General features: G+C 49.8%; 18 protein-coding genes. 6 read left to right on the plus strand and 12 right to left on the minus strand.

What is annotated here, in order from left to right; all coding sequences use genetic code 11:
• Positions 1-12 precede the first annotated feature (12 nt).
• Complete coding sequence (locus tag ACRQU7_RS04430) at positions 13-1194, plus strand: sugar ABC transporter permease (protein WP_444644025.1); 1182 nt, start codon at positions 13-15, stop codon at positions 1192-1194.
• Positions 1195-1446: 252 nt separating this feature from the next.
• Entirely contained in the window at positions 1447-3423 is a 1977-nt protein-coding gene (locus ACRQU7_RS04435) for a methyl-accepting chemotaxis protein (protein WP_444644027.1), read from the plus strand.
• Between the two features lie 17 nt (positions 3424-3440).
• Here the strand turns inward: ACRQU7_RS04435 and ACRQU7_RS04440 are convergent, their stop codons facing one another.
• From ACRQU7_RS04440 to ACRQU7_RS04480, 9 genes are all read right to left on the minus strand, one after another.
• A complete protein-coding gene (locus ACRQU7_RS04440; protein ID WP_444644029.1) occupies positions 3441-4487 on the minus strand; it encodes a hypothetical protein in 1047 nt (348 codons plus the stop codon).
• The gene (locus tag ACRQU7_RS04445; RefSeq protein WP_444644031.1) at positions 4484-4936 is read right to left on the minus strand and encodes a hypothetical protein; all 453 of its coding nucleotides are present in this window, start codon (positions 4934-4936) and stop codon (positions 4484-4486) included. Before ACRQU7_RS04445 ends, ACRQU7_RS04440 begins: the two co-directional genes overlap by 4 nt.
• The gene (locus ACRQU7_RS04450) at positions 4921-5817 is read right to left on the minus strand and encodes an HAD hydrolase family protein (protein WP_444644033.1); all 897 of its coding nucleotides are present in this window, start codon (positions 5815-5817) and stop codon (positions 4921-4923) included. Before ACRQU7_RS04450 ends, ACRQU7_RS04445 begins: the two co-directional genes overlap by 16 nt.
• A 1-nt stretch (position 5818) precedes the next feature.
• Positions 5819-6226: a PTS sugar transporter subunit IIA gene (locus tag ACRQU7_RS04455; protein ID WP_444644035.1), complete on the minus strand. Its 408-nt coding sequence runs from the start codon at positions 6224-6226 to the stop codon at positions 5819-5821.
• Positions 6223-7494, minus strand: coding sequence for a neutral/alkaline non-lysosomal ceramidase N-terminal domain-containing protein (locus ACRQU7_RS04460; protein WP_444644037.1), 1272 nt, complete (start codon positions 7492-7494; stop codon positions 6223-6225). Before ACRQU7_RS04460 ends, ACRQU7_RS04455 begins: the two co-directional genes overlap by 4 nt.
• A gap of 66 nt (positions 7495-7560) precedes the next feature.
• Positions 7561-8364 (minus strand): PTS system mannose/fructose/sorbose family transporter subunit IID, encoded by an 804-nt coding sequence (locus ACRQU7_RS04465; protein WP_141827311.1) that lies wholly within the window; start codon positions 8362-8364, stop codon positions 7561-7563.
• On the minus strand, positions 8357-9154 hold the full coding sequence (locus ACRQU7_RS04470; RefSeq protein WP_141827312.1) for a PTS mannose/fructose/sorbose/N-acetylgalactosamine transporter subunit IIC: 798 nt from the start codon (positions 9152-9154) through the stop codon (positions 8357-8359). Before ACRQU7_RS04470 ends, ACRQU7_RS04465 begins: the two co-directional genes overlap by 8 nt.
• 23 nt (positions 9155-9177) lie before the next feature.
• Entirely contained in the window at positions 9178-9663 is a 486-nt protein-coding gene (locus ACRQU7_RS04475) for a PTS sugar transporter subunit IIB (protein ID WP_444644040.1), read from the minus strand.
• Between the two features lie 58 nt (positions 9664-9721).
• The gene (locus ACRQU7_RS04480; protein ID WP_444644042.1) at positions 9722-10477 is read right to left on the minus strand and encodes an MBL fold metallo-hydrolase; all 756 of its coding nucleotides are present in this window, start codon (positions 10475-10477) and stop codon (positions 9722-9724) included.
• A 360-nt stretch (positions 10478-10837) separates the two neighbouring features.
• Here ACRQU7_RS04480 and ACRQU7_RS04485 point away from each other — a divergent pair, with 360 nt between their 5' ends.
• Positions 10838-11617, plus strand: a complete 780-nt coding sequence (locus ACRQU7_RS04485) for a MurR/RpiR family transcriptional regulator (RefSeq protein ID WP_444644044.1) — start codon at positions 10838-10840, stop codon at positions 11615-11617.
• Positions 11618-11647: 30 nt separating this feature from the next.
• Entirely contained in the window at positions 11648-11905 is a 258-nt protein-coding gene (locus tag ACRQU7_RS04490; protein WP_444644046.1) for an HPr family phosphocarrier protein, read from the plus strand.
• Positions 11906-12085: 180 nt separating this feature from the next.
• Here the strand turns inward: ACRQU7_RS04490 and ACRQU7_RS04495 are convergent, their stop codons facing one another.
• The 3 genes from ACRQU7_RS04495 to ACRQU7_RS04505 all read right to left on the minus strand — a co-directional run bounded on the left by ACRQU7_RS04495 (position 12086) and on the right by ACRQU7_RS04505 (position 15212).
• Entirely contained in the window at positions 12086-14440 is a 2355-nt protein-coding gene (locus ACRQU7_RS04495; RefSeq protein ID WP_444644048.1) for a heavy metal translocating P-type ATPase, read from the minus strand.
• Positions 14441-14463: 23 nt separating this feature from the next.
• On the minus strand, positions 14464-14691 hold the full coding sequence (locus tag ACRQU7_RS04500) for a heavy-metal-associated domain-containing protein (RefSeq protein WP_444644050.1): 228 nt from the start codon (positions 14689-14691) through the stop codon (positions 14464-14466).
• A gap of 152 nt (positions 14692-14843) precedes the next feature.
• Positions 14844-15212, minus strand: a complete 369-nt coding sequence (locus ACRQU7_RS04505; protein WP_038322767.1) for an ArsR/SmtB family transcription factor — start codon at positions 15210-15212, stop codon at positions 14844-14846.
• Positions 15213-15508: 296 nt separating this feature from the next.
• Here ACRQU7_RS04505 and ACRQU7_RS04510 point away from each other — a divergent pair, with 296 nt between their 5' ends.
• Together ACRQU7_RS04510 and ACRQU7_RS04515 are read left to right on the plus strand one after the other, a co-directional pair.
• Positions 15509-20764, plus strand: a complete 5256-nt coding sequence (locus ACRQU7_RS04510; protein WP_444644053.1) for a lamin tail domain-containing protein — start codon at positions 15509-15511, stop codon at positions 20762-20764.
• A 94-nt stretch (positions 20765-20858) separates the two neighbouring features.
• Positions 20859-22028, plus strand: coding sequence for a YibE/F family protein (locus ACRQU7_RS04515; RefSeq protein WP_444644055.1), 1170 nt, complete (start codon positions 20859-20861; stop codon positions 22026-22028).
• Positions 22029-22036: the final 8 nt, after the last annotated feature.

A 22036-nucleotide genomic window follows, 5' to 3' on the forward strand; every position in this document is an offset into this window, starting at 1 on the left:
AGTGATAGAATTATGAACCTTTTTGCTGAAGCAAAATCTTTGGTGAAGAAAAATATCCGTGACTACGGAATGTACATAGCGCTTGGAGTCATTATTATCATTTTTACATTGGGTACCGACGGAAATTTTATTTCCTCCAGAAATATCAGCAATTGGATTAATCAAACGGGATATATCGCTGTTCTGGCAGTTGGTATGACACTGATTCTGATTATCCGGCACATTGATATCTCGGTTGGCTACTTATGCGGATTCATCGGCGCATTTTCGGCCATTTTAATGACGCAGGCGCATTTTCCGGCTTGGCTGACAATCCTTGCCTCGCTGGCCCTCGGCCTTTGTATTGGTATGTTCGAAGGCTTTTTGGTGGCACAGGTAGGGGTTCCCTCCTTCGTCGTGACTCTGGCGGGAATGCTGGTGTTCAGAGGGTTGTTGATGCTTGTAACACAGGGGACCGGTACGATTATCGTTCCCGATGATGCCTATAATGCGATCGGAAACGGGTTTATTCCGGAAATCACCAAAATCAGCGGCTATAACTTTTTGACCCTGCTGGTCGGCGTGCTGGCGATTATCGGCCTGGTTTTCTCTCAGGTGAAAAACAGAAACAATCAGATCAGATATCACTTTGAGGTTTTATCCATGCCGATGTTTATCATCAAGCTCGCTTTTATTTCCGCCATCATCGGTTACGTGGTTTACATTCTTGCGGGCTTCAAGGGTATCTCTTGGACGCTCGTCATTGTAGCGGCGGTGGTTGCGATTTATAATTTTGCGCTGAACAAAACACCGTTCGGGCGTCATGTTTACGGGGTGGGGGGCAATGCCCAGGCAGCACAGCTTTCCGGCGTAAATGTAAAGAAGATTACCTTTATGGTGTTCTCGTCCATGGGTGTTCTTGCGGCACTCGCCGGTATCCTGTTTACGGCAAGATCCAAATCAGCCACAACAACCGCGGGTACCGCCTTTGAGATGGACGCGATCGCGGCGGCTTATGTTGGCGGCGTATCCGCGGACGGCGGCATCGGCAAGGTTACGGGTACGATCGTAGGAGCCTTTGTAATGTCTTCTCTGACGAACGGCATGAATCTGATGGGCGTGGATATTTCGTTCCAATACATTATTAAAGGCGCTATTCTGGTTCTGGCCGTTGTTTTCGATATCACAACCCGTAAGAATAAAAAGGCCGCTTAATTTATTTGATAAAATCCCCCGCTGTAAGGAAAACAACAAGATCTATAGCTTCTTCTCTTCGCTGTAGACCTTGTTGTTTTGTTTCCTGATGGGCTGTAACATGATGAGAATCCATCCTGATTATACGTAACCGGCGCATGACGTAAATTGCATATAGATCAAAGTGGACGATACTTGTAAAAATGATGATTTGGCGATGCAAACAAAGGGGTGAGCTTTTTGAAAAAGAGTTGCAAAAGTCTTAGCTCAATTTTGTCTATATTTTTTGTTGCATTTCTGACAGCGATTCTGATAGTTGTTGTATCGATTAATTCCATATTTACCGGCAGGGCGTTTGAAAGCTCTTTTGAAGAGGAAAGCAAGGTTGCTTTACAGAATCTGACCGGCACCATAAAAGGCTATCAGATCAATGTGAAGCAGGCTGGCGACCAGATGGCGGAAGACCGGAACCTGGCTGATGCCGCGGCTGAAAATAATCATTACACGCTGTCAAGTATACTGAACAGCCAGGTAAGCGCCTACAGTCTGAGCTATGCTTTTCTGACTGATTCCGGCGGCAGAGTGGTTGTTTCAACAGCCAAGGACCTTGATTTCCCTGATTTTTCAAAGCTGAGCCATGTCCAGTCGGCCCTCAAAAATAAAAAAAGTCTTACCAGCGAGGTCATCGCCGGGAAGACCCTTTGTATTTGTTACGGTGTACCGATAAAAAAGGACAATGAAATTATTGGAACGGTTTCTGCCGTACGTTCTTTGAATACCCCAAACTTCCTTGACAAACTCAAAGAAAATACCGGATGCGATTTTTCCGTTTTTCTCGGTGATGAACAAATCAACACGACCTTCGGAAAAGACGGAAAACGCCAGACCGGCGCAAAAATGGGCAGCGCGGCCACAAAGACAGTGATTGCCGGCAAACAGAATTATGAGGAAAAAATGAATGTATCAGGCAGCAGTCTGATGGTGTCCTACGCTCCGGTTTTAGGTCCCGATGGAAAAACGGCCGGTGCGCTGATGGCTGGAAAAGATATCACCAAAATGGAAAAAACATTGAACGTTACCGTGCTTTTTTCCAACGGAATCGCGGTACTGATGATTTTTGTTTCTACCATAATATTGAGGCGGTTTATCAAGAAAAGGATCAAAATACCGCTGAATGAGGTCGTGACCCTTGCCAACAGCATGGAACACGGTGAAATCAGTTTTACAGTCAGAGACACAGCTGTGCACGACGCATATTTTGGTGACGAGGTTGGGCAGGTCGCTTACGCTCTCGGAAACACCGTCCGCAGCCTGCAAATGTACATAGGCGAAATTTCCAGCGTGCTGAGCGGAATTTCAAAAGGGGACTTGACGGTAGAAACGCACAGGCAATATTTCGGCGATTTTGTTGAAATAAAAAACGCCCTGAAAAATATCATTGATTCCATGAATACCGCATTCTACGATATCAGCACTGCGGCCGAATCGGTTTCCTTACGTTCAGAGCAGATTTCCATCAGTGCAACGGCACTTTCAAAGGGTTCAACCGAACAGGCGGGCTCTATTGAAGAGCTGTCCGCTTCTATTATGGAGATATCGGTACAGGTCAGGGAGAACGGGCGGCATGCGGCGGAAGCCGGTAAAAATGTAAATCAGGTGAGTTCAGAAATAGAAATCAGCAGCCGGGATATGAGCGATATGGTTTTAGCAATATCTCAGATTCACGAATCATCCGGTCAAATCGGAAAAATCATTCAGACGATTGAAGATATTGCCTTTCAGACAAATATACTGGCGCTGAATGCGGCCGTTGAAGCGGCAAGAGCGGGGGAGGCGGGCAAAGGCTTCTCTGTCGTAGCGGATGAAGTAAGAAATCTGGCCAGTAAAAGCGCGGCGGCAGCAAAAGTTACCGCCGCTTTAATTCAGAATTGCGTAAATCAGGTGGAAAAGGGAACTGAAATCGCGGATAAAACTGCCAAATCCCTCTTTCAAGTTGTAAGCAGTATAAAAACCGTATCGGATACTGTCGATCAGATTTCACAGGCATCGATTCAGCAGGAAAATTCTATTGGTCAGATAACCTCGGGAATAGAGCAGATTTCAAATGTTGTACAGGCAAATTCCGCAGCAGCCGAAGAAAGTGCCGCCGCCAGCGAAGAACTCTCCGGGCAAGCGCAGGCAATGAAGGCGCTGGTCGGTAAATTCACACTGTCGGAGCGCACCAGACAAACAGGCGGAATGTTGCTGTAACGGTCACGGCGTCAAATTCAGGATGGCGCCTGAAACGTTCCCAAATCCAGAACGGACACAGCACCCTCCGCGCCGGATGCCTCTCTGCCCACGAGCCGGTAGGTTTCGTCGTCGTAAGCAAAGAAGTCCAGATAGCAATAGGTATTTCCGACCGATGAGGTGACAATCGTACCGGAACGGGATTCAGAAAAAATTTCGGAAAGTCTTTTTTCCCATTTTTCCTGCTCACGGCGAACCGCCTCTTCGGTATTCTTACCGCGCAGAAGAACCAAAGAGCCGTACCGGATGCCGCAGGACAGAATATATTGTGTTCCGGGGCGGTCCCCTGTGGGCTTCTCTTCCTCGTTCAGTAAATCAAGGCTGTAGGAGATCCCGTGCAAAATATCCCGGCGGAGTTCCCGGTTCCGGTTTTTCAGCTGGAAGCTGTCGGCAATCAGACGGATATCGCCTGGCTTTACCCAGCCCTTTGACTGAATGGTATGCTGCAAAAAGGTCCGCAGTTCCTCCATGGAAAGGGCCTCCTGGAAAGCTTTGTTTTTTTTGCTGAAGGAAATCTGGCCCGCATAGGCCTCTGCTGCGATTTCCCCCAGATAATCCATCAGCATCATATAAGTGACGGCAAACCGGTCCTCGTCGCCGACTTTTGTGAATTTCTCCGTCAGGGAAATCTTCAGGTCGATTTTATGCAATTTCTCGTTAACCGACGGAATGATGCGGAAATCCTGGGGAGAGAACATCGTATCCCCGATGGTCAGGCTTCCCCGGAACGCAGGATGGTAATAGTAAAAAGCCCAGTGTTTCCTCAGCTTTTCCGGAAGGCAGTCGCAAAAATAGAAGCAGGGGATTTTTTTGCCGGAATCCAGCATGGTGCTGCATTCCAGAATGTAGCATCCCGGTTTCTTATAAAGCTGAAACGTCAGGTCGCCCAGCACCGGCTGCAGCAGCTCCCGCATCCGATGGGAGGCCGGTTCCATTTCCCCGTTGTCCATAAGGGTACGCAGCTCCGGCTCCTCCCGGGAAAACCGGGCATAGAACTGTTCAACGCGGTCCTTAAAGCAGCTCATAGGCTGTCTCCGTCCCGCGTTGGCTTTTGATAGAAATAGATTTGCTTCATACGCTCAAGCTCCTTTTTGTGCTGCTCCGATAGTTTTCCCCGATAGTTTTCCCGAAAGAGATATCCGGTGTCTTGATCCGCAAGCCCGATACGGGCCCCCGCGGCCAGCCCATTCTCTGTGTCCAGTTTTTTCAGCTGCCGCCATGTCTGACGGAAGGAAGCGGAGTATTTCCAGACACTTCCGTAGAGTGCGATCCCGCGGTCGGTCACGCAGATGGCCGCCTCCATGCGCTCCGGCGCGCTGATTGTCCCATGATACACGTCCAGCTGTCCCAGAAGAATGATTTCTGCTGTTTCATTTCCGTCCAGCAGGGCGCAAAGGGCTTCCAGCCGTTTCTTACGGGCTCCCCACAGAAACACCTTATCCTTATGCAATAGCTTTTCTACATCCTGCCGCATTCTTCGTCCTCCTGCTCCGTCAGAATATAGGTTTCGCAAAATTCAGCGACTCCCTCGTCGTCGTTGCTTTTTGTAACAGTGTCGGCTGCCTGCTTTACCGTTTCCGCGGCGTTGCCCATGGCAACCCCAATTCCTGCCATGCGTAGCATTCCGATATCATTTTCGTAGTCTCCAAAGGCGCAGACCTGCTCCGGAGCAATGCGTAGATGCCGGCATAAATCAAGCAGGGCCTTTTCCTTGCCTGCCCGGCGGGAAACGAATTCCATTGAGGAAGAATCTACCCGGAACCCTCTGACATCCGGATAATCGGTTTTTAATCGCTCCGAGAGGGCGGAAAAACCGTCAAACTTCCAGAAGGCCGCTCCGAGCTTTACCACATCCTGCCCGGCCCTTAAAATGAAATCGCCCAATCCGTCTCTCAGCACAGGGCCCGCTTCCGACCTGCCTTTTTCCCGTTCCCGGCGGCAGTGATCCAGAACTTCCGCGTCGCGGCACGCGACAACGTGGGTGCTTTTCCCATCGTTTTGATGGATATACACACAGGCCCGCAGCGCCAGCAGTTCGTCGGCCAGAGAAGCCGCCGTACGGCACGGAATCAAATGCTCCGACAGATGCAGTCCGGTATTGCCGTCCGTTACAATCGCCCCGTTACCGGAGATTACGTAGCGGATGCCGCCGACCCCTATTACGTCTTCCCTCAGGCGATAGAAACCGCGGCCCGTGGCCGGTACGACCTCCACACCCTTTTGGATCAGTTTTCGGATCACTTTTGCGGTACGCTCGGAAACAGCCTTCGATGAATTCAGGCAGCTTCCGTCCAGATCCATGGCGATCAGGCGGATGTTTTTTGCCGCCTGCCAAAGTACAGTGTTTCGTTCCATCTTATTCGTCGTCTTCGTCCATCCGGCTGAAATCCTGATCATTGACCAGCACAATTTCCGCTTGCGCCTCTTGGATCATTTCCCGCAGAGAGTCCGCCGTAATATCTCCTTCCTCCAAATGCAGCTGCATTAAAAGGGGCAGGTTCATACCGGCGACAAGGAACGTGTTCGGCCTGCTGAGAAAAGGAAAGACCGTTTGATTTGCGCTGCCGCCCATCATATCCGAACAGATGACCACCTGTTCGCCTTCCCATTGGCTCAGGTATTGTTCCGCCGCCTGCTTCAGACCGTCGGAGCCGTATTCCTGTGTGACCGAGGCAAAATAAAAATGATCGTCGTCAAAGAAATTTTTCATGGTATCGCAGAGTCCTTCGGCAAATTTTCCATGACTGACCAAAAGAATTTTCATTGCAGTACTCCTCCTGATTGCTGATGCTCGTTTTGGATGAAGGCAATTGCCTTCTCAACGATTTTTTCCGTTGTCCCCGCGGGAATGTCCGAGGCGGAGGTTTCAAAGCTTTTCCCGTAGTCCTCCCGATCGGCCAGATATCCCGCGCTGTAATTGCTGTAACACCAGCAGACAGGGCATCTGCCGCCCATGGCGTCTTTTATTTGCAGGCCGAAACGTGCAAACAGTTCCGCCGGCATCAGGAACAGCCGGAGATCACCGAGATTGACGTAGCGGCACTCGAGGTCAAAATCAAAAGGTCCGCTGCTTTTCAGGCCGATTTCGGCAATACGCAGGGCGGAGGAATATACCTTCCGCTCATCAAAGGTTTTTGCATGCTCGACTTTGTCCCGGATGGAATCGTACTGCCTCCGTTTTTCGGCAGGGTCCGGGTAAAACGTCTCCCTGTAACGGAAGGTCCTGATTTCCGGCCTGTGAAGCGCAAGGGGTTCTCCGCCGCCCCCGGCCGCAAACACCTGATGCATCATCTGATCCCCCACGCGCCTGAGTTCCGCCTCATCGTTTCCCCGGCGGTACAGCCGGTTGCTCATATCGCCCGCGGCGCCGATCATCGCGACCGGATAAACGCCCCATTTTTCTTTCAGGGAACGCGCGGCATATCCCGCCAGATCGCCGCTGACGCAGAGATTCTGCGGACCCAGCACCGTGGAATGGCACGCGAAGCTGAAAGCGCCGGCAACGACACTGTCCCCGGAGCGGAATTCCAGCGTGACAAACGAAGGATCGCCTGGCTTTTCTTTGCCGTTCCGGTTTCCGTAGCAGCCGTCGATCGTCACTTTGTTCGCAAAAAGCTCTGCTTCCGTGAATCCGGTCTCAAAGCAGCCGCCGACCGCGCTCAGAATCTGCTGTTCCACCCAGTCCATGTAACCGGGGACGGCCCCTTCTCCAAAGATCATGGAATTGCGGCGTTCCTCGTATTCTGGCGCGGAATGCGTGTGTGTAAACGAAACGGTTACCGCTTCCGCAGAGGCTACGTACTTTTGTGAAATCGCGGAGCGGATCCGATCCGTAAATTCCCGTGTCAGGCCGATCAGTTCTACCGTTACCCAGACAAGCTGTTCTCCGTCCACCTCCAGCACCAGGGCGGTTGCCCACAAATCATCCAGAATGCCGGTGGCCGGCTTCGTACGGATAGCGTGTCCCATCAGATAGCACGGAAAGAATTTGCCTTTCGGCGTGATCTTCGTTCGGTAAGTGCTTACCTTCATAGTTACCTCCATGTCGGGAAAAGGCCGTCGTATTTCTGACGGCCTTTTCCCGGTAGTTTTGCTTTTTTAAGCGCAGATTCCGAAAGCCCCCAGAAGAATAGAGAGAATCAGAACAATCCACACCATTTTTCCGGAAGTCATCTTCTTGATTCCAAGGCCCAGATAGATCAGTACCGTGAAGAAGACGTTTCCGAAATGGGGAATAATCGAATCCAGCAGGTCTCCCAGCTTTTGGGTCAGGTCCCCGACCGTCCAGGAGAGCGCGATGTTGACGTTGACCGTGGAGGCGACCATTGCGCCGATAACGATCAGGCCCATGATGGAGCAGACGTCGGTCAGGTTTTTCAGGGAGCTGCTCTTTGAGGTGATGAAGGAAATTCCCTGATGATAAACCACATAGGACATTTTCCAGAACGCGATCCACAGCGCGATTCCGACCGCTTCGGCCAGAAGCCAGCCAATCGCGCTTCCCTGCATCGCCTGATACCCGGCTATGGCACCCATGACCGTCGGCAGAAGCACCCATACGATCGCGTCTCCCAGACCGGCGAGCGGTCCCATCAGACCGGTGCGGATGTCCACGGCGGTTTCTGTCGCCATTTCATCCTTGGTGGATTCGACCGCAAGGCAGGCCATCAGGATCAGGTTGCCGAACCAAGGGTTGGTATTGAAAAATTTGAAGTAAGACTTATACTTTTCACTGAGGACCTGATCGTCGCCGTAAATCTTTTTCATTGCCGGATGCATGGACCATACCCAGCCCCCGGACTGCATGGTTTCGTAATTAAAGCAGATTTGCCGAGCAAGAACATAACGCGTCAAAGTTTTTGTCAGATCTTTTTTGGTCAGCACCGAATTTGTCTCACTCATCTTCGTCGTCTCCTCCCGCGGTCGCCGCCGCCATTTCACGCTTTGCGCTTTCTTCCTTCAGCTGGAAAATGAAAATGCAGAATACCGTACCCAGCATCGCAATCGCCAGAATGCTCAGCTTCAGGTAGGCGGCCAGAACAAAGCCCAGAAGCATAAAGTATCCGTATTTTTTCATGGGCATGTATTTCAGCAGAATGGCAAACCCCAGTGCGGGGAGCATCCCGCTGGCGACGCTCAGCCCGCTTGACAGCCATGCCGGGAAATTGTTGACCAGGGCTTGTACATAGCTGGAGCCGACCGTCATGAGCAGCAGCATCGGCAGCGCGCACAGACCGACGAACGGAATCTGGGACAGCCAGATCCATCTGCCCATTCCCTTCCAGTCCTGCCGGTCAGAGCAGGCCATTGCCTTATGAATGAAATAAGAGCCGGACATTTTTCCCACAACGTCCAACTGAACGCTCAGGGCCGCGACCGGAACGCCGATCGCCAGTGCGGTTGCCAGCGCGGTTTCACCGCTCTGGCCCATCCCAATGGCAAATACCGTACCGGCGGCCGCGCCAAACATATAGTCTGGAACAGAGGAACCGCCGTAGGCGCCGATCCCCAGACTCATCAGACACATTTCGCCGCCAATAAGCAGGCCGGTCTGAACGTCTCCCATGACGATTCCCGAAACGAGACCCACAAAAACCACCCCGGCGTACATAAACATCTGGATATTGTACTTTTGCCAGGTTAAAAATGCGATGAACAGGGTCATAAAGATAATTTGCAGTGGACTGAACATGTTTTTTCCTCCCTTTTAAAAAATCAGCCTAACTGATCTCCTACTCCTACCTCCGGGTTGTCGGGGCGAAAGCGCACAGTGATTTTTACGCCCGCGTCCCGCATTTCCTTTAACATCTCCTTTTCTTCGGGAGAAACCCGCACCGTCTTGTCCAGCACGGTCACGTTCTCCTTATTTTGCGTAACGTTTCCCAGGTTTATCTGCTCCAGAGACACCCCGGCCTGGAAAAGCGTATAGGCCCATTTAATATAACGGCAGATTACAAAGACCTTCTGGGAATTGTATTTCCCGCTTAAAATATTCGCCGCCGCTTTCTGCGGATCCAAAACCGAGAGAGCCACGCCGGCCGGGCACGCCATTTTCAGCGAGGAGCGTACAATATCATTTTTTGAGGCCGCCTCGTCGACTACCATCGCGCGGGTGGCTCCCGATTTCGGAATCCAGTCCGTCGCCACGATTCCATGCAGCATGCGGTCGTCCACACGAACATGAATAATTCCGTTTTTCATAAAAATACCTCCAGTTTCAGCGTAATAGATCCGAATCGTACAGGCTGCGAAGCCTGCTCTATCGGATTTTGGCTTTTGAGTACAGGATGTTGCCTTCTCTGCCGTCCATGCGTTTTCCCGTCCGGGGATCGGTTTTTACGGCCCGGTAAGCCGTTTCTCCCATAAAATCAGCCGGTACGGCGTCATCCGTTCCGTTCAGGATCCGCTCGCAGATTTCGATACAGTCCTCCAGCACATGCTTTGTGGATTCACAGGCCCCATGCTCCCGCAGCACCTTGTCGTATTGCGGTTCAAAACGCTTCAGCTTTAAAAGGCTCCTGTGATATTCCAGAATATTGGTCGATTCCGGCAGGAACAGCAGGACGCCTACACCGCACGCGTCGCCGAACATCACGGCGCGCTCTTCCCTGATTAGGATAACCATCGTTCCCCTCGTATGCCCCGGTACATGGATTGCCTCCAGGGTGACTCCGCCGAGATCGAAGAGCTGTCCGTCTTCCAGAGGAAGAAACCCATCTTCCTTCGGCGGAATAAAGTCTTCCTCCGTCAATGTCCTGAAAACCTCCAGACAAAGCGTTTTCAGCGCTTCCTTTCTTTTTTCGATGCCGCAATGCCTGCGGAGCGTTTCCAAATCGGCCTCATTCAGATAAACCCGGTTAAACTGCCCCGCCCCGGACGCGTGGTCCACATGTCCGTGCGTCAGGATGACGTCATAGGGCTTGTCCGTCTGGCTGTCCAGATACGCCTTTAAATTTCCCAGTCCATAGCCGGTGTCGATCAGGGCGGCACGCTTGCTTCCCTCGACAAAATACATGCATACATCTCCCGCGCCCCGGATTCGGCTTATCCTGGGTGTGACTTGCTCCCTTGTAAAACGAACCATTTCTAAAAGTCGCCGCCTTTACTAAGATTACTTTCAAAGGATATACCTCACAACGTGGAGGTGAATTCTTATCTGTGATCATCATAGCACAAATGGATAATCCATTCAATAAATTTTGAATGAAATATGCAACAAAACAAATCTTTTGTTATTGTATATAATTTACATATAATATATTTTTTATAAAAAATATTTGTAAATAGATCAACTTTATGCTACACTACAATCAGATGCTTAACTGTTTTTTAAATGGATTATCCATCTAAAATCATGATAAAGAGGGGAGATCAATTGGATATTTTCGATCAAATGGAGCTGCGCAAAAATGATTTCACTCCCCGTGAAAAGCAATTTTACCGGATTCTGAAAAATGAACCCGATGTCATTGCACAGAATACAACGGTGGCAATCGCCGCGCGTTACGGAATTGCGCAGAGCGCCATCAGCCGTTTTTGCCAGAAAATCGGGTTTAACAGCTTTGCAGATTTTCGAATGGCATTGACTCTGTCCCTTTCCTCCCATTCCTTCTCCGCAGAGGAGGAAAAGGAGGAAAGAGGGTTAACGGACTATCTGTGCGATTTGACGCGTTCCACGGAGAAGACCGTTCCCAAAGCGCTTTTGATTTCCTGGGCGAAACTGATTACACAGGCAAATTATATATATGTCGCGGGAACGGGCAGAAGCAGTATTTCCGCGCAGCTGCTGGCCAGTCAGCTGGTTCAGTTTTGCCTGCCTACCTATTTTATAGAACCCGGACTGGAGGTGGAGGCCCTGCACATCATGCGGAAGGACGATCTGGTGATTCTTTTTTCCGCCCAAAATGCCACACACAAGGACTTCCTGGCTATGGCGGCGGAGGTGTCCTCATCGCGGCGCCCGCGTACGCTTCTGATTACGCAGTCCCCCAAGCATCCGCTCTTCGGGGCGGTGGATGAAGCGGTTTGCCTGCCTACGTGGAGCACTTTGCATTATCCCATATGTGTAGAGACAAGCACTTCGAACTTTGTTTTTTGCAGCCTGCTTGGAGCGGAGATCTCAAAAGAGCTGAAGGCATCCGCCGATTCAATCTGATCGTTCAGCATCATTTAGGAGGAATTTGATATGAAACAATTTTCTTACACGGTGAAGGATAAAAACGGGATACACGCCCGCCCGGCGGGTACCCTTGTGAAATTCTGCAAAGAATTTCAGTCGGAAATCCAGATTAGCGGAAAGCAGGGGACCGCATCCCTGAAAAAGCTGTTTTCCCTGCTGGGCCTGAATATACAATTCGGCGACGAAGTCACTGTTACGGTGGAAGGACCCGACGAGGACGATGCGGTACAGAGGATACGAAAATTAATGTCGGAAAATTTCTAGTATATCCGCTTCCACTTGGGTATCGTCCGTCCGTGGGAGTCATCGGTTTAAAAACGCAGACGGAAAAGACAAAAAATGAGAGCAGGCACATTTGTACAGCAAATGTGCCTGCTCTTTGTCTATCCGTCTTTATCCGGCCCAAAAATTGGGAATGGGGTCCCGTGCCTTTACCGGCTTCCTTTATCGTATTGTTTTCATCGCCCGCATAGCGTTTAAGATGGCAATCACCGTAACGCCGACGTCGCCAAACACGGCTTCCCACATTGTTGCAATACCCACTGCGGCGAGAATCAGGACAGCAACCTTTACACCCATTGCGAACAGAATATTCTGCCAGACAATAGAGCGCGTTTTCCGTGCCACACGGATGGCGGAGACGATTTTGGAGGGCTCATCGGTCATTAGTACGACATCGGCCGCCTCGATAGCGGCGTCAGACCCCAGCGCACCCATGGCGATCCCGATATCTGCTCTTGCCAATACGGGCGCATCATTGATTCCGTCGCCTACAAAGACCAGCTTGCCCTTTCCTTTTCTGCTTTTGTCGAGCTTCTCCAGCTGTTCGACCTTTTGGTGAGGAAGAAGTTCTGTGTAGACGGTATCCAGCCCTATTTCGCGGGCAATGGCTTCTCCGACGGCTTTACTGTCTCCGGTCAGCATCGCCGTATGCTTCACGCCGATCTTTTTCAGGTCGTAGATCGCTTTTTTGCTGTCCGGCTTCAATTCATCGGAAATTACGATATAGCCGGCAAAATCGCCGTTGACCGCGAGATACACCACACTGCCCAACGCATCTACAGGTTTCCAGTCAATATGCCCGGATTCCATCAGCTTGCCGTTACCGGCCAGCACGGATTTTCCATCAATCTTTACACGGATTCCCTGTCCGGGAATCTCTTCCTGCTCTGTGAGCCGTTGGGTTTCAACATCCTTGCCATACTCTTTCTGTATGGAAAGAGCAATGGGATGATTTGAGAAGCTTTCCGCATGGGCGGCATAGGAGAGCAATTCCTGCTCTGACCAGCCGTTTGCGCCCACAACAGACGTCACTTTAAAAGTGCCCTTAGTCAGGGTCCCGGTCTTATCAAAGACAATCGTGTCAATATTGTTCAGTGCCTCCAGATAGTTGCTTCCCTTAACAAGGATTCCGTTTTTGGATGCCCCGCCGATACCGCCGAAAAAGCTGAGGGGAATGGAGATTACCAAGGCACAGGGACACGATACCACCAAAAACGCAAGCGCGCGATAAATCCATGAGCTGAAAGAGGCTCCCGGAATTACGAGCGGCGGAATCACCGCCAAAGCGAGTGCGGCAAAGGTTACGGCCGGTGTGTAATATCTGGCAAATTTTGTAATCAGATTTTCGGTAGGAGCCTTTTTGCTGCTGGCGTTCTGTACCAGATCCAAAATTTTGGATATTGTGGATTCACCGAATTCCTTTGAGACCTCTATGGTCAATACTCCGTTTTTGTTGATCGAACCGGACAGTACTTCGCTGCCGGGTTCCACGTCGCGAGGCAGGGACTCTCCGGTGAGCGCAGAGGTGTCCAGAGCGGAGACACCCTCTGTAATGCGGCCGTCCAGCGGAACTTTTTCTCCGGGCTTAACAACGATAATGTCGCCGATTCCCACTTCCTCCGGGGAAACCTTACGGACTTCATTGCCCACCTTCAGGTTCGCAAAATCAGGCCGGATATCCATAAGTGCGGAAATGGATTTTCGGGAACGGTTGACAGCCATCCTCTGAAAAGCTTCTCCTACCTGATAAAAGAGCATGACCGCCACGCCCTCCGGATACTCGCCGATCGCGAAAGCGCCGATGGTAGCGATACTCATCAGAAAGTTTTCATCGAACACCTGCCCTTTTGCGATGTTTTTCAGAGCCTGAAGAACAACTTCGCCGCCCACCAGAAGGTAGCTTACAAGAAATACAAGAAACCCGACCGGCTGCGGAAAGTCAAATGCGATGCCTACCACAAAAAGAACTGCTCCTATACCGAGACTGAAGCGATACGCCCATTTCCTCAGATTCGCGGAGCCGTCGCTTTCAGCCGGTTTTTGATCGGTAAAGGAAATCTGGATTGAGGGTTCGATGTCCAGTGCGATTTTGGACGCCTGGCGTACGATAGCGGGCAGGTCTTTCCGGTCGACTGCCTCAATGCTCAGCTTCTGTGAAACAAAGTCCAGCGAAGCTGTCTTGACGCCTTCAATGCGCTTGACCTGAGATTCTATTTTCTGTGCGCATTCTCCACAGCACAGCCCAAGTAAATAGAGTGTTTTCTGACCCGGCTGGGAAATTGGTTTTTCGCTCATAATCACCTGGGAATCGTGCTGCTTTACGATTGCCTCCGCCTGGGAAATCAAATTGTTTTCCGCAGAACTGTTCTCTATTTCCATGGTGAGGGTCTTAGCTACAAAATCGACGGCAGAGAAAGACACACCGTTGAGTTTTCCAATGTCCCGTTCGATCTTGGCGGCGCAGTTTCCACAGCAGAGCCCTTCTAATGTAAACTCTTTTCTAATAGCTGCGTTCATTTTCTGATCTCCATCCCTTTCCTTTATATTTCTTTCACAACGATGTCCTTATCATGGGAAACGGCTATATTGGTAATATCGTTAACCAGTGTTTCAATATCTGTATCCAATTCAAGCGAAAGGATTCCGGTGTCAGCATTTACTTCTGCGCTTTTAATACCATTCAAAAGCCGGATATCGTTTTGAATTTTTGCGGTACAGTTGCCGCAGCAAAGTCCTTCCAGAAGATATTGCTTTTTGCTGATTGCCATAGTTAATTTCTCCTTTTCAAATTAAAATATTATTTGATTGAATAGTTGTTTAAATATTCAACTATAAATGCAAAAAGTCCCAAAGCCTGTGGCCACAGGCCGGGGAAAAGCTAATGAAAGATACTCAGGAGAACCAGGTATGTTTGCAAAAGTTATTTTTCGCAAACATGAATCAATCCCTGATCAAAAATGGACTTGACATGTTCATCGTCAAGCGAGTAATAGACCACGCGTCCGTCTTTGCGGTATTTTACTAGTTTCGCTTGTTTTAAAATCCGAAGCTGGTGAGAAATAGAGGATTTGGTCATGCCTAAAAGAACGGAAATATCACAGACACACATCTCAGCACGGAATAAGGCACAAAGAATTTTCACCCGCGTTGAATCGCTGAAGACTTTAAATATATCAGCCAGATCCAGGAGGGTATCGTCATCCGGCATATGTTTGCGGACATCGTTTACGACTTCTTCGTGGATCGTATTACAATCGCAACGGTCAATATCAGCTGCATACGCGCACATAATCATAACCTCCAATTGTTGAATAGTTGAATCGTTTTTCAACTATTATTATAGGGTATTGTTATGCCGATGTCAATGCCTCTATCAATAAATTTTTTCGTTGCTGAAAATATAGCCTCGGCATTTTGGCGTACGTGCATCGACACAACTTAAAACAGATAAAATTTTCAAGAAGTTAACATTCTTTTAATACTGGTTTACAAAAAACCAAGGCGGTTCTAACCAATGGAAGAGAGGATAGAGGTAGACTAGTAAACATTGGAAAAAATATGATTGATGAGAAAGAGAGGAAAAACATGAAGCGAATCAGCAAATCAGTATTGGCGTTTGTATTGACCGTTACTTTGGCGGTGTCGCCGCTCTCTGCTTTTGCGGAGCAGACAGGCCAAACAGGAGAGGATTCCAATCAGGACAGCGGGTATACATATACCGACAGTGGGAATGCTTCGACCGATGCGCCGTTGATTGTGACGGAAGTCGTTTCCACGGGCCCCAAGGGTTCACGCTATACCTATACTGAAATTTACAACAACACAGACATTACCCTCAATTTCAAAGATTACCATTTCTTTTACCGGTATCCCAGTGGAACGGGAAAAGATTGGACGACCGGAGGAAAAGATGTTTATATTGAATCCGGGAAGACGCTGGTGCTTTGGCAAAGCGACGGAAACGCGACCGCCGGAGGAAACTCGGTAGCTGAGTTTAATGAGTACTACGGTGTAACTCTTATAGAGGATCAGGATATTTTTCGTATTGACTACAGCGGGATCCACGCGACGCAGAATCGTGGGTTCCTGTTCGGCAAGGATGCGGATTCCATTGTAGCCGAGGCTTGGTGCAATGCGGATAACGTAGCAGATATCCCTACTTATAATCCCGACAAACTGGGTATCCAGTATACTTACACTGAAGGGCGCCTGTCCGAGAAAACTTCCGTTTCCACAGCGACACCGGGCAGCGTGGACCCTTCACAGGTCCCGGCCCAGAAAGTACATATTCCGAACGCGGGAATTACTCCGGAGGTGCAGAGCGCGACGGCTCAGGACAGTCTGAAAAATGAGGGGCTGGCGGTTCGTGCGGACCTTTCGATTCCAGACGGGGGTACAACCGAAGGCCTGCAGGTCAATTTGTTTTACCGCCAGAAAAATAATGCGATCGACTATCCTGCCGGTTACACGAAGGTTCCAATGCAGGAAACTGCAGACAGCTCATTCAATGCCACGGTCGACCGCAGTAAGTTTTGGGGCAGCGAGGCTGAATGGTATGTGGAAGCAAGCTACGAGTACGGCGGTACTTCCGAGAGTGAACACAAGATTGCCGCAATCGAAGAACCGGATAATATTTCGGAAGATAAGGCCGCGCCGCTGATTGTTACGGAGGTCAGTCCAAACCCTACCACAGGACAGTTTTCCTATGTCGAAATTTATAACCGTACCAATAAGGATATCAATTTATCCTATTATAAATTTTTCTACTATTACGATTACCCAAACAAAACGGCGGCACAGTCGGGAAAAACCTTTACAGTTGACAATCCCCGGGTGTTTGTCAAGCCCGGTAAAACCATGGTACTGTGGCTCAGCAGCAATGGCACGACGGTAGACCAATTCAATCAGAATTATGGAACCAGCCTGGTGGAAAATCAGGATATCGTCAACATCAATTACGCGGGACTGCACGCTACCCTGCCGCGCTGGATCCGGTTTGGCACCACGGAGGAAGACGCGTTCACTGTCGCGGGATTTAATGAGGATTCCAGTCAGCTGTGCACAAAGAACTCTCTGCAATACTCTTATCCCAGAACAGAAGAAAATATCGCAATTCCTGTTACAGTCAGCAGCAGTACGCCCGGAACCGTTGAGGCATGGCAGGTCCCTTCGGACCTGATCCCTTTTGCGGGATACCGGGATTATCCCGCCGACGACGGAAACCCACCGACCCTTCAGCTTTCGGAAGGCTGGTTCGTCCCGAAGTCCATCAATGAAGGCGACCAGATTTATGTGATGTACGATGTGGATTACCTTGTGGGGGCGAGTTCCGCCGAACGGATCGCGGCCATTGAAAGAGACCAGGGGAAGCCTATGCGTCCATATCTGATTGCTACAACAATCAATTATCAGCTAGACGGAGAAGGAGTCTGGTACCAGATCAATCAAAAGACACAGTGGAGGCTGGGAAAATTCGTCGCTCAGATTCCGTCCGACATTTTGTTCGGTCACGATTCCGTCAAGTTTTATGTGCAGGCTTATACCCTTTACGGAGTAAATCAGACAGAACCAAAGGAAGTAAAAATCAGCCGTCTGAATCAGGTTGACGGTGTTCGCCTGAACGTGACTGACGGGTCCGTCCTTTCGGGCGAGACGACCATTACCGCGAACGACGGTTCCGATAATAAGGACACAAAAATCCTTGTAGATGGGAATGCGGTATCCACTGTGCCAATGCTGGAAAACGGGGCTTATTTTTCCGTTCAGTGCAACGGATTGAACAATTACTTTAAAAACGCCCTGACCGCGGCTTACAAAAGTAGTGACCGTGATATCATTACCATTTTTTCGCCCTGGTGCGAATCACCGGCTTCGCGCGTGGTAAGAATCGACAACAAATATTCTACCCACGAAGACGGCAAATACAAGTTGAAGCTGACCATGTGGGCCGGTGACAGCGGCACCCCCTTCGAGGAAATCTATCCGGAGGTTGCCGATGAAAATCACGAGGATTACACAGCGTCCAATATACAGCTCCGGCTTGCAAACGGGAAGGACTATCTGCCCGTAAAAATTGAACCGGATAATTCCAAGACCAACACCAGTACGGCTTTAGAAGCAGTGCATACTATTGGGGACAGTTCCGGCATGATTCCATATATGGACATATATTTTGAAATACCGGATACAGATATCAATGCCGTCGGCGCGACGGTGGATACCACCCAGCTATCCGACGGCGCTCATACCATTAAGGCCGCCGCGAATGGAAAAACCGTCACCGCGGAGGTAAAGGTAGACAATACAGCTCCGGTTATTGAGGCTGGAATCGAGGAAAACTCCGTTCAATATCAGCCGTTTACCCTTTCGCCAGAAGTAAAGGACAACAGTAAAATCATCCAGCAAATGGCAACGCTTGACGGTCAGGAAATCAAAATGCCGGCTGATATTGTTCCCGCGGACTTGACTCCCGGAGAGCACGCGATTCAAATTGTTGCGATGGATGAGGCAAACAATATTGCGACAAAGAAAGTAAAGTTTATAGCAGGCTCCACAGATGAGGAAAGCGTGACGGCCGGTCAGAGCGCGATTACCGCAAATTCTGCAAATCTTTCCGTTCAGGTGGGAAATGAGCAGTCGGATGTCGAATTTCTGCAGGGGAGATCTCTGACGCTGAAAAATGGCGGCATCACGGTCAAAAGCAGCGAAAGCGGGGGATCCTCCACTCTGAATCTGGGAGACGGTCAGTCGATAAGTGTCAGCGCACCCGAGGGAGACTTTCCCTATGAGCTGTTTACCGTCAGCGCCGGGGCGGTTGAGGACGGAGACGTTGTCGCGGTCAACTGGAAAGGAAGCGCAAGCAACGCCGATTCCAGTCATGCTACATCTCTGTATGTCAGAAATATGTCAACCGGTGAGTGGGAAAAAGTTGGATCGGAAAAGGACGGCGGAATAAAAGCATCCTTCCCGGCGGAAAACCACACGGCAAACGGGAAAGCGGTGCTGCTGGTACAGTGCCGTACAAACGGCACGGAGCCGTCGGTCGTCTCCAGTCTCATCCCGGAAAAAGACGCTTCATCGGATACCTCCGAATGGGACGGTACCGGTGTCCCGGAGAATTATGATTTTTCCTTTGCATGGGAAACGGATACGCAGTATTATTCAGAAAGCTTCCCTTATCATTACGACCAGATGAACCAGTGGATTGTTGATAACCGCGAAAAACTGGATATCCGGTATGTGCTTCATACGGGAGATCTTGTGGATGATGTCGATATGACCGGAGAATGGGTCAACGCGGACCATTCTATGAAAATTTTCGACGATGCCGGTATGCCGTACGGCGTGCTGGGCGGCAATCACGATGTTTTCGCGGGAGCGGAAGGATACGGAAACTATTGGAAGTACTTCGGTGAGGAAAGATTTAAAAACAAACCGTATTATGGAGACTCCTATAAAAATAATTTAGGACATTACGATCTGCTGACGGAAAACGGTCAGGATTTTATCGTCCTTTATATGAGCTGGGATATTTATACCGATGAAATCGAATGGATGAATCAGGTGCTTGCCCAGTATCCGGACCGCAAGGCAATCATTGCCCTGCATCGCTACACCAATGTAAAAGCGGCCGATAATCTGCTGGATTATACCGGTAAGCTGCTACAGGAAGAGGTCGTGGCAAAAAATAAAAATGTCATCGCAGTATTAAATGGTCATTACCACGGCGCTTCCATTCAGACGGATTCTTTTGACGATAATAAAGACGGGACACCGGACCGTACGGTCTATCAGATCTGTACCGATTATCAGTCAGATCCGGAGGGCGGATCCGAATACATCAAATTTCTGTATTTTGATTTGAAAAGCAATAAGATTTATGTTAACTCTTACTCCCCTTACCGCCAGGATTACAATTATTTTGATACACCGCGCCTGGATTCGTATGGACCAGGTACAAAAGCGGTGGATATTGACATCGCGGAGCTGGACGTTGCTTTCAATACAGAGGCGAAGACGTTGCAGACAGAAAGCTGTGAGGTTAATGTAAGGACATCCAAGTCCATCGGAAACCAACAGGGAGTATCCGGGACGGTCCGGCAGAGCTGGACGGGGCTGAGCGCCGGTACATCCTATAGCTGGTATGCAAAGGTAGCGAAAGCGAGTGGTGAAATTTTATATACCCCGGTATTGACGTTTACCACGAAACAAAACGGCGGTGGGGAGAGCAAGAATCATAATAAGAATGAAACAGTCCCCACAACAACAACTCCCGCGCCACCCCATCCCGCTGCGTCCTCCGGCTTGAGTCCGAAGGAGAAGACCCCGGTACAATCCGGGTCCAGTCTGCTGTTCACCATCGCCTGCGACAAGAAACCGGATGCGGTTGTCAGCGGAAACGGCCTGCTTGTCAGTGTGAACGCACCTGTGACGGAATGGGATCCGGTGACAAAAACGATTACCTACTCTCTGTCCTGTACGGCTTCTTCTCAGCTGGCGGGAGGTGAAGCGGGAATCTATGTTACCATAGACGGCGTTGTTACTAAGGTTGGAACCGTTCAGGTGAATCCGGGTCCGCCGTTTAAGAGCGATACAACAAAGAATGTATCCCTGAAAATAGGCAGCAGCTATGTTTTTAAAATCTCGAACCTGCAAGGCGCGGATTATACGTTCCAAACCGCCGACGGTGAATCGCTTCAGACTTCCCAAGTGCGAGGGAGTTATCCGGCGCAGGACGGCAGCTTGCTGTGTAAAGTCACGGCTAAGAAAAAAGGCTCTTACGGGGTTTATGCAAAGGTTAAAGGCAATACGTATCGGCTTTTCACAGTAGAAGTCGGTTAAAACAAACAAGATTTGAGGAAGAGTGTCTGCTGTGGGGAAAGATTCTTCACGGCGGACACTTTTGTATAAACAAAAAGAAAGAGGGTATTGATCTTTGAAGGCAAAGTTGACTCCACATCAGCGTACGGCAATGGGTCTGTCTTTATTTCTGGTCGTTTTCATCGGAGCGCTGATTGTTTTCAATGCACAGATTGAACGTGTTCCCCTCAGGCCCAACGGAAGCACACAATTTGCCAAGGCGACGGTCGTAAAGGTAATCAGCAGTAATATTGGTGAAGATGAGAATGGGGAAATGCAGGGGAACCAGGTCGTTCAGCTGAAAATCACTTCCGGCCTGCATAAAGGGCAGGTGTGCGAGGCGCAGAGCCCGCACGCCAATCATGCCGGCGCGTACTGCGTCCCGGGACTGAAGGTGATTGCACTGGTTAATTTGTCAGCCGGGGGAACTCTGGTGGCGAGCGTTTATAATTATGACAGGGGATTGGTACTGTGGGTGCTGATCGGTCTGTTCTTCCTGATCCTGTGTGCGATCGGCGGCAGAAAAGGAGTAACATCCTCCGCCGCCCTGATCTTTACTTTTGTATGTATTATGTTTTTGTACATACCGATGATGTATATCGGGATCTCACCCTTTTTCGCTGCGTCGCTCACGGCGGTATTGGTAACATTTGTGAGCATGCTGTTGATCGGGGGCTGGTCGGTCAAGTCGCTTTGCTCTATTTTGGGAACTGCGGCCGGTATTTTGACGGCAGGGCTTACGGCACAAATTTTCGGGTACTTCGGCCACATTTCCGGACTGAATGTCGAGGAGATTGAGACTCTGGCCTATATCAGCCAGAACAGCCGGCTGGATGTCAGCGGGATTTTGTATTCCGGTATTTTGATTTCCTCGCTGGGAGCGGTTATTGACGTCAGCATGTCCGTCGCTTCCACGATAGAGGAAATTCATGCAACCAATCCTTCGTTTACCGCAAAGCAGCTTTTCCAATCCGGAATCCGTGTCGGAAAGGATATGATGGGGACCATGTCCACCACGCTGATTCTGGCGTATGCCGGCAGTTCCATCAATACGCTGATTGTTCTATACTCCTACAGCATGTCCTACCTGCAATATATGAACGGGTATGAAATCGGAATAGAAATTTTAAGCGGTATATCCGGTTCCATCGGGGTCATTCTGGCCGTCCCATTTGTATCAGCCATTTCGTCGCTGTGGATGACAAGATCAGAAATAAAACGGCCGGACCTTCAGCGCCGCAGATAATACTCACC

Source organism: Caproiciproducens puteiluti, from assembly GCF_052442865.1.
Lineage (GTDB): Bacteria > Bacillota > Clostridia > Oscillospirales > Acutalibacteraceae > Caproiciproducens.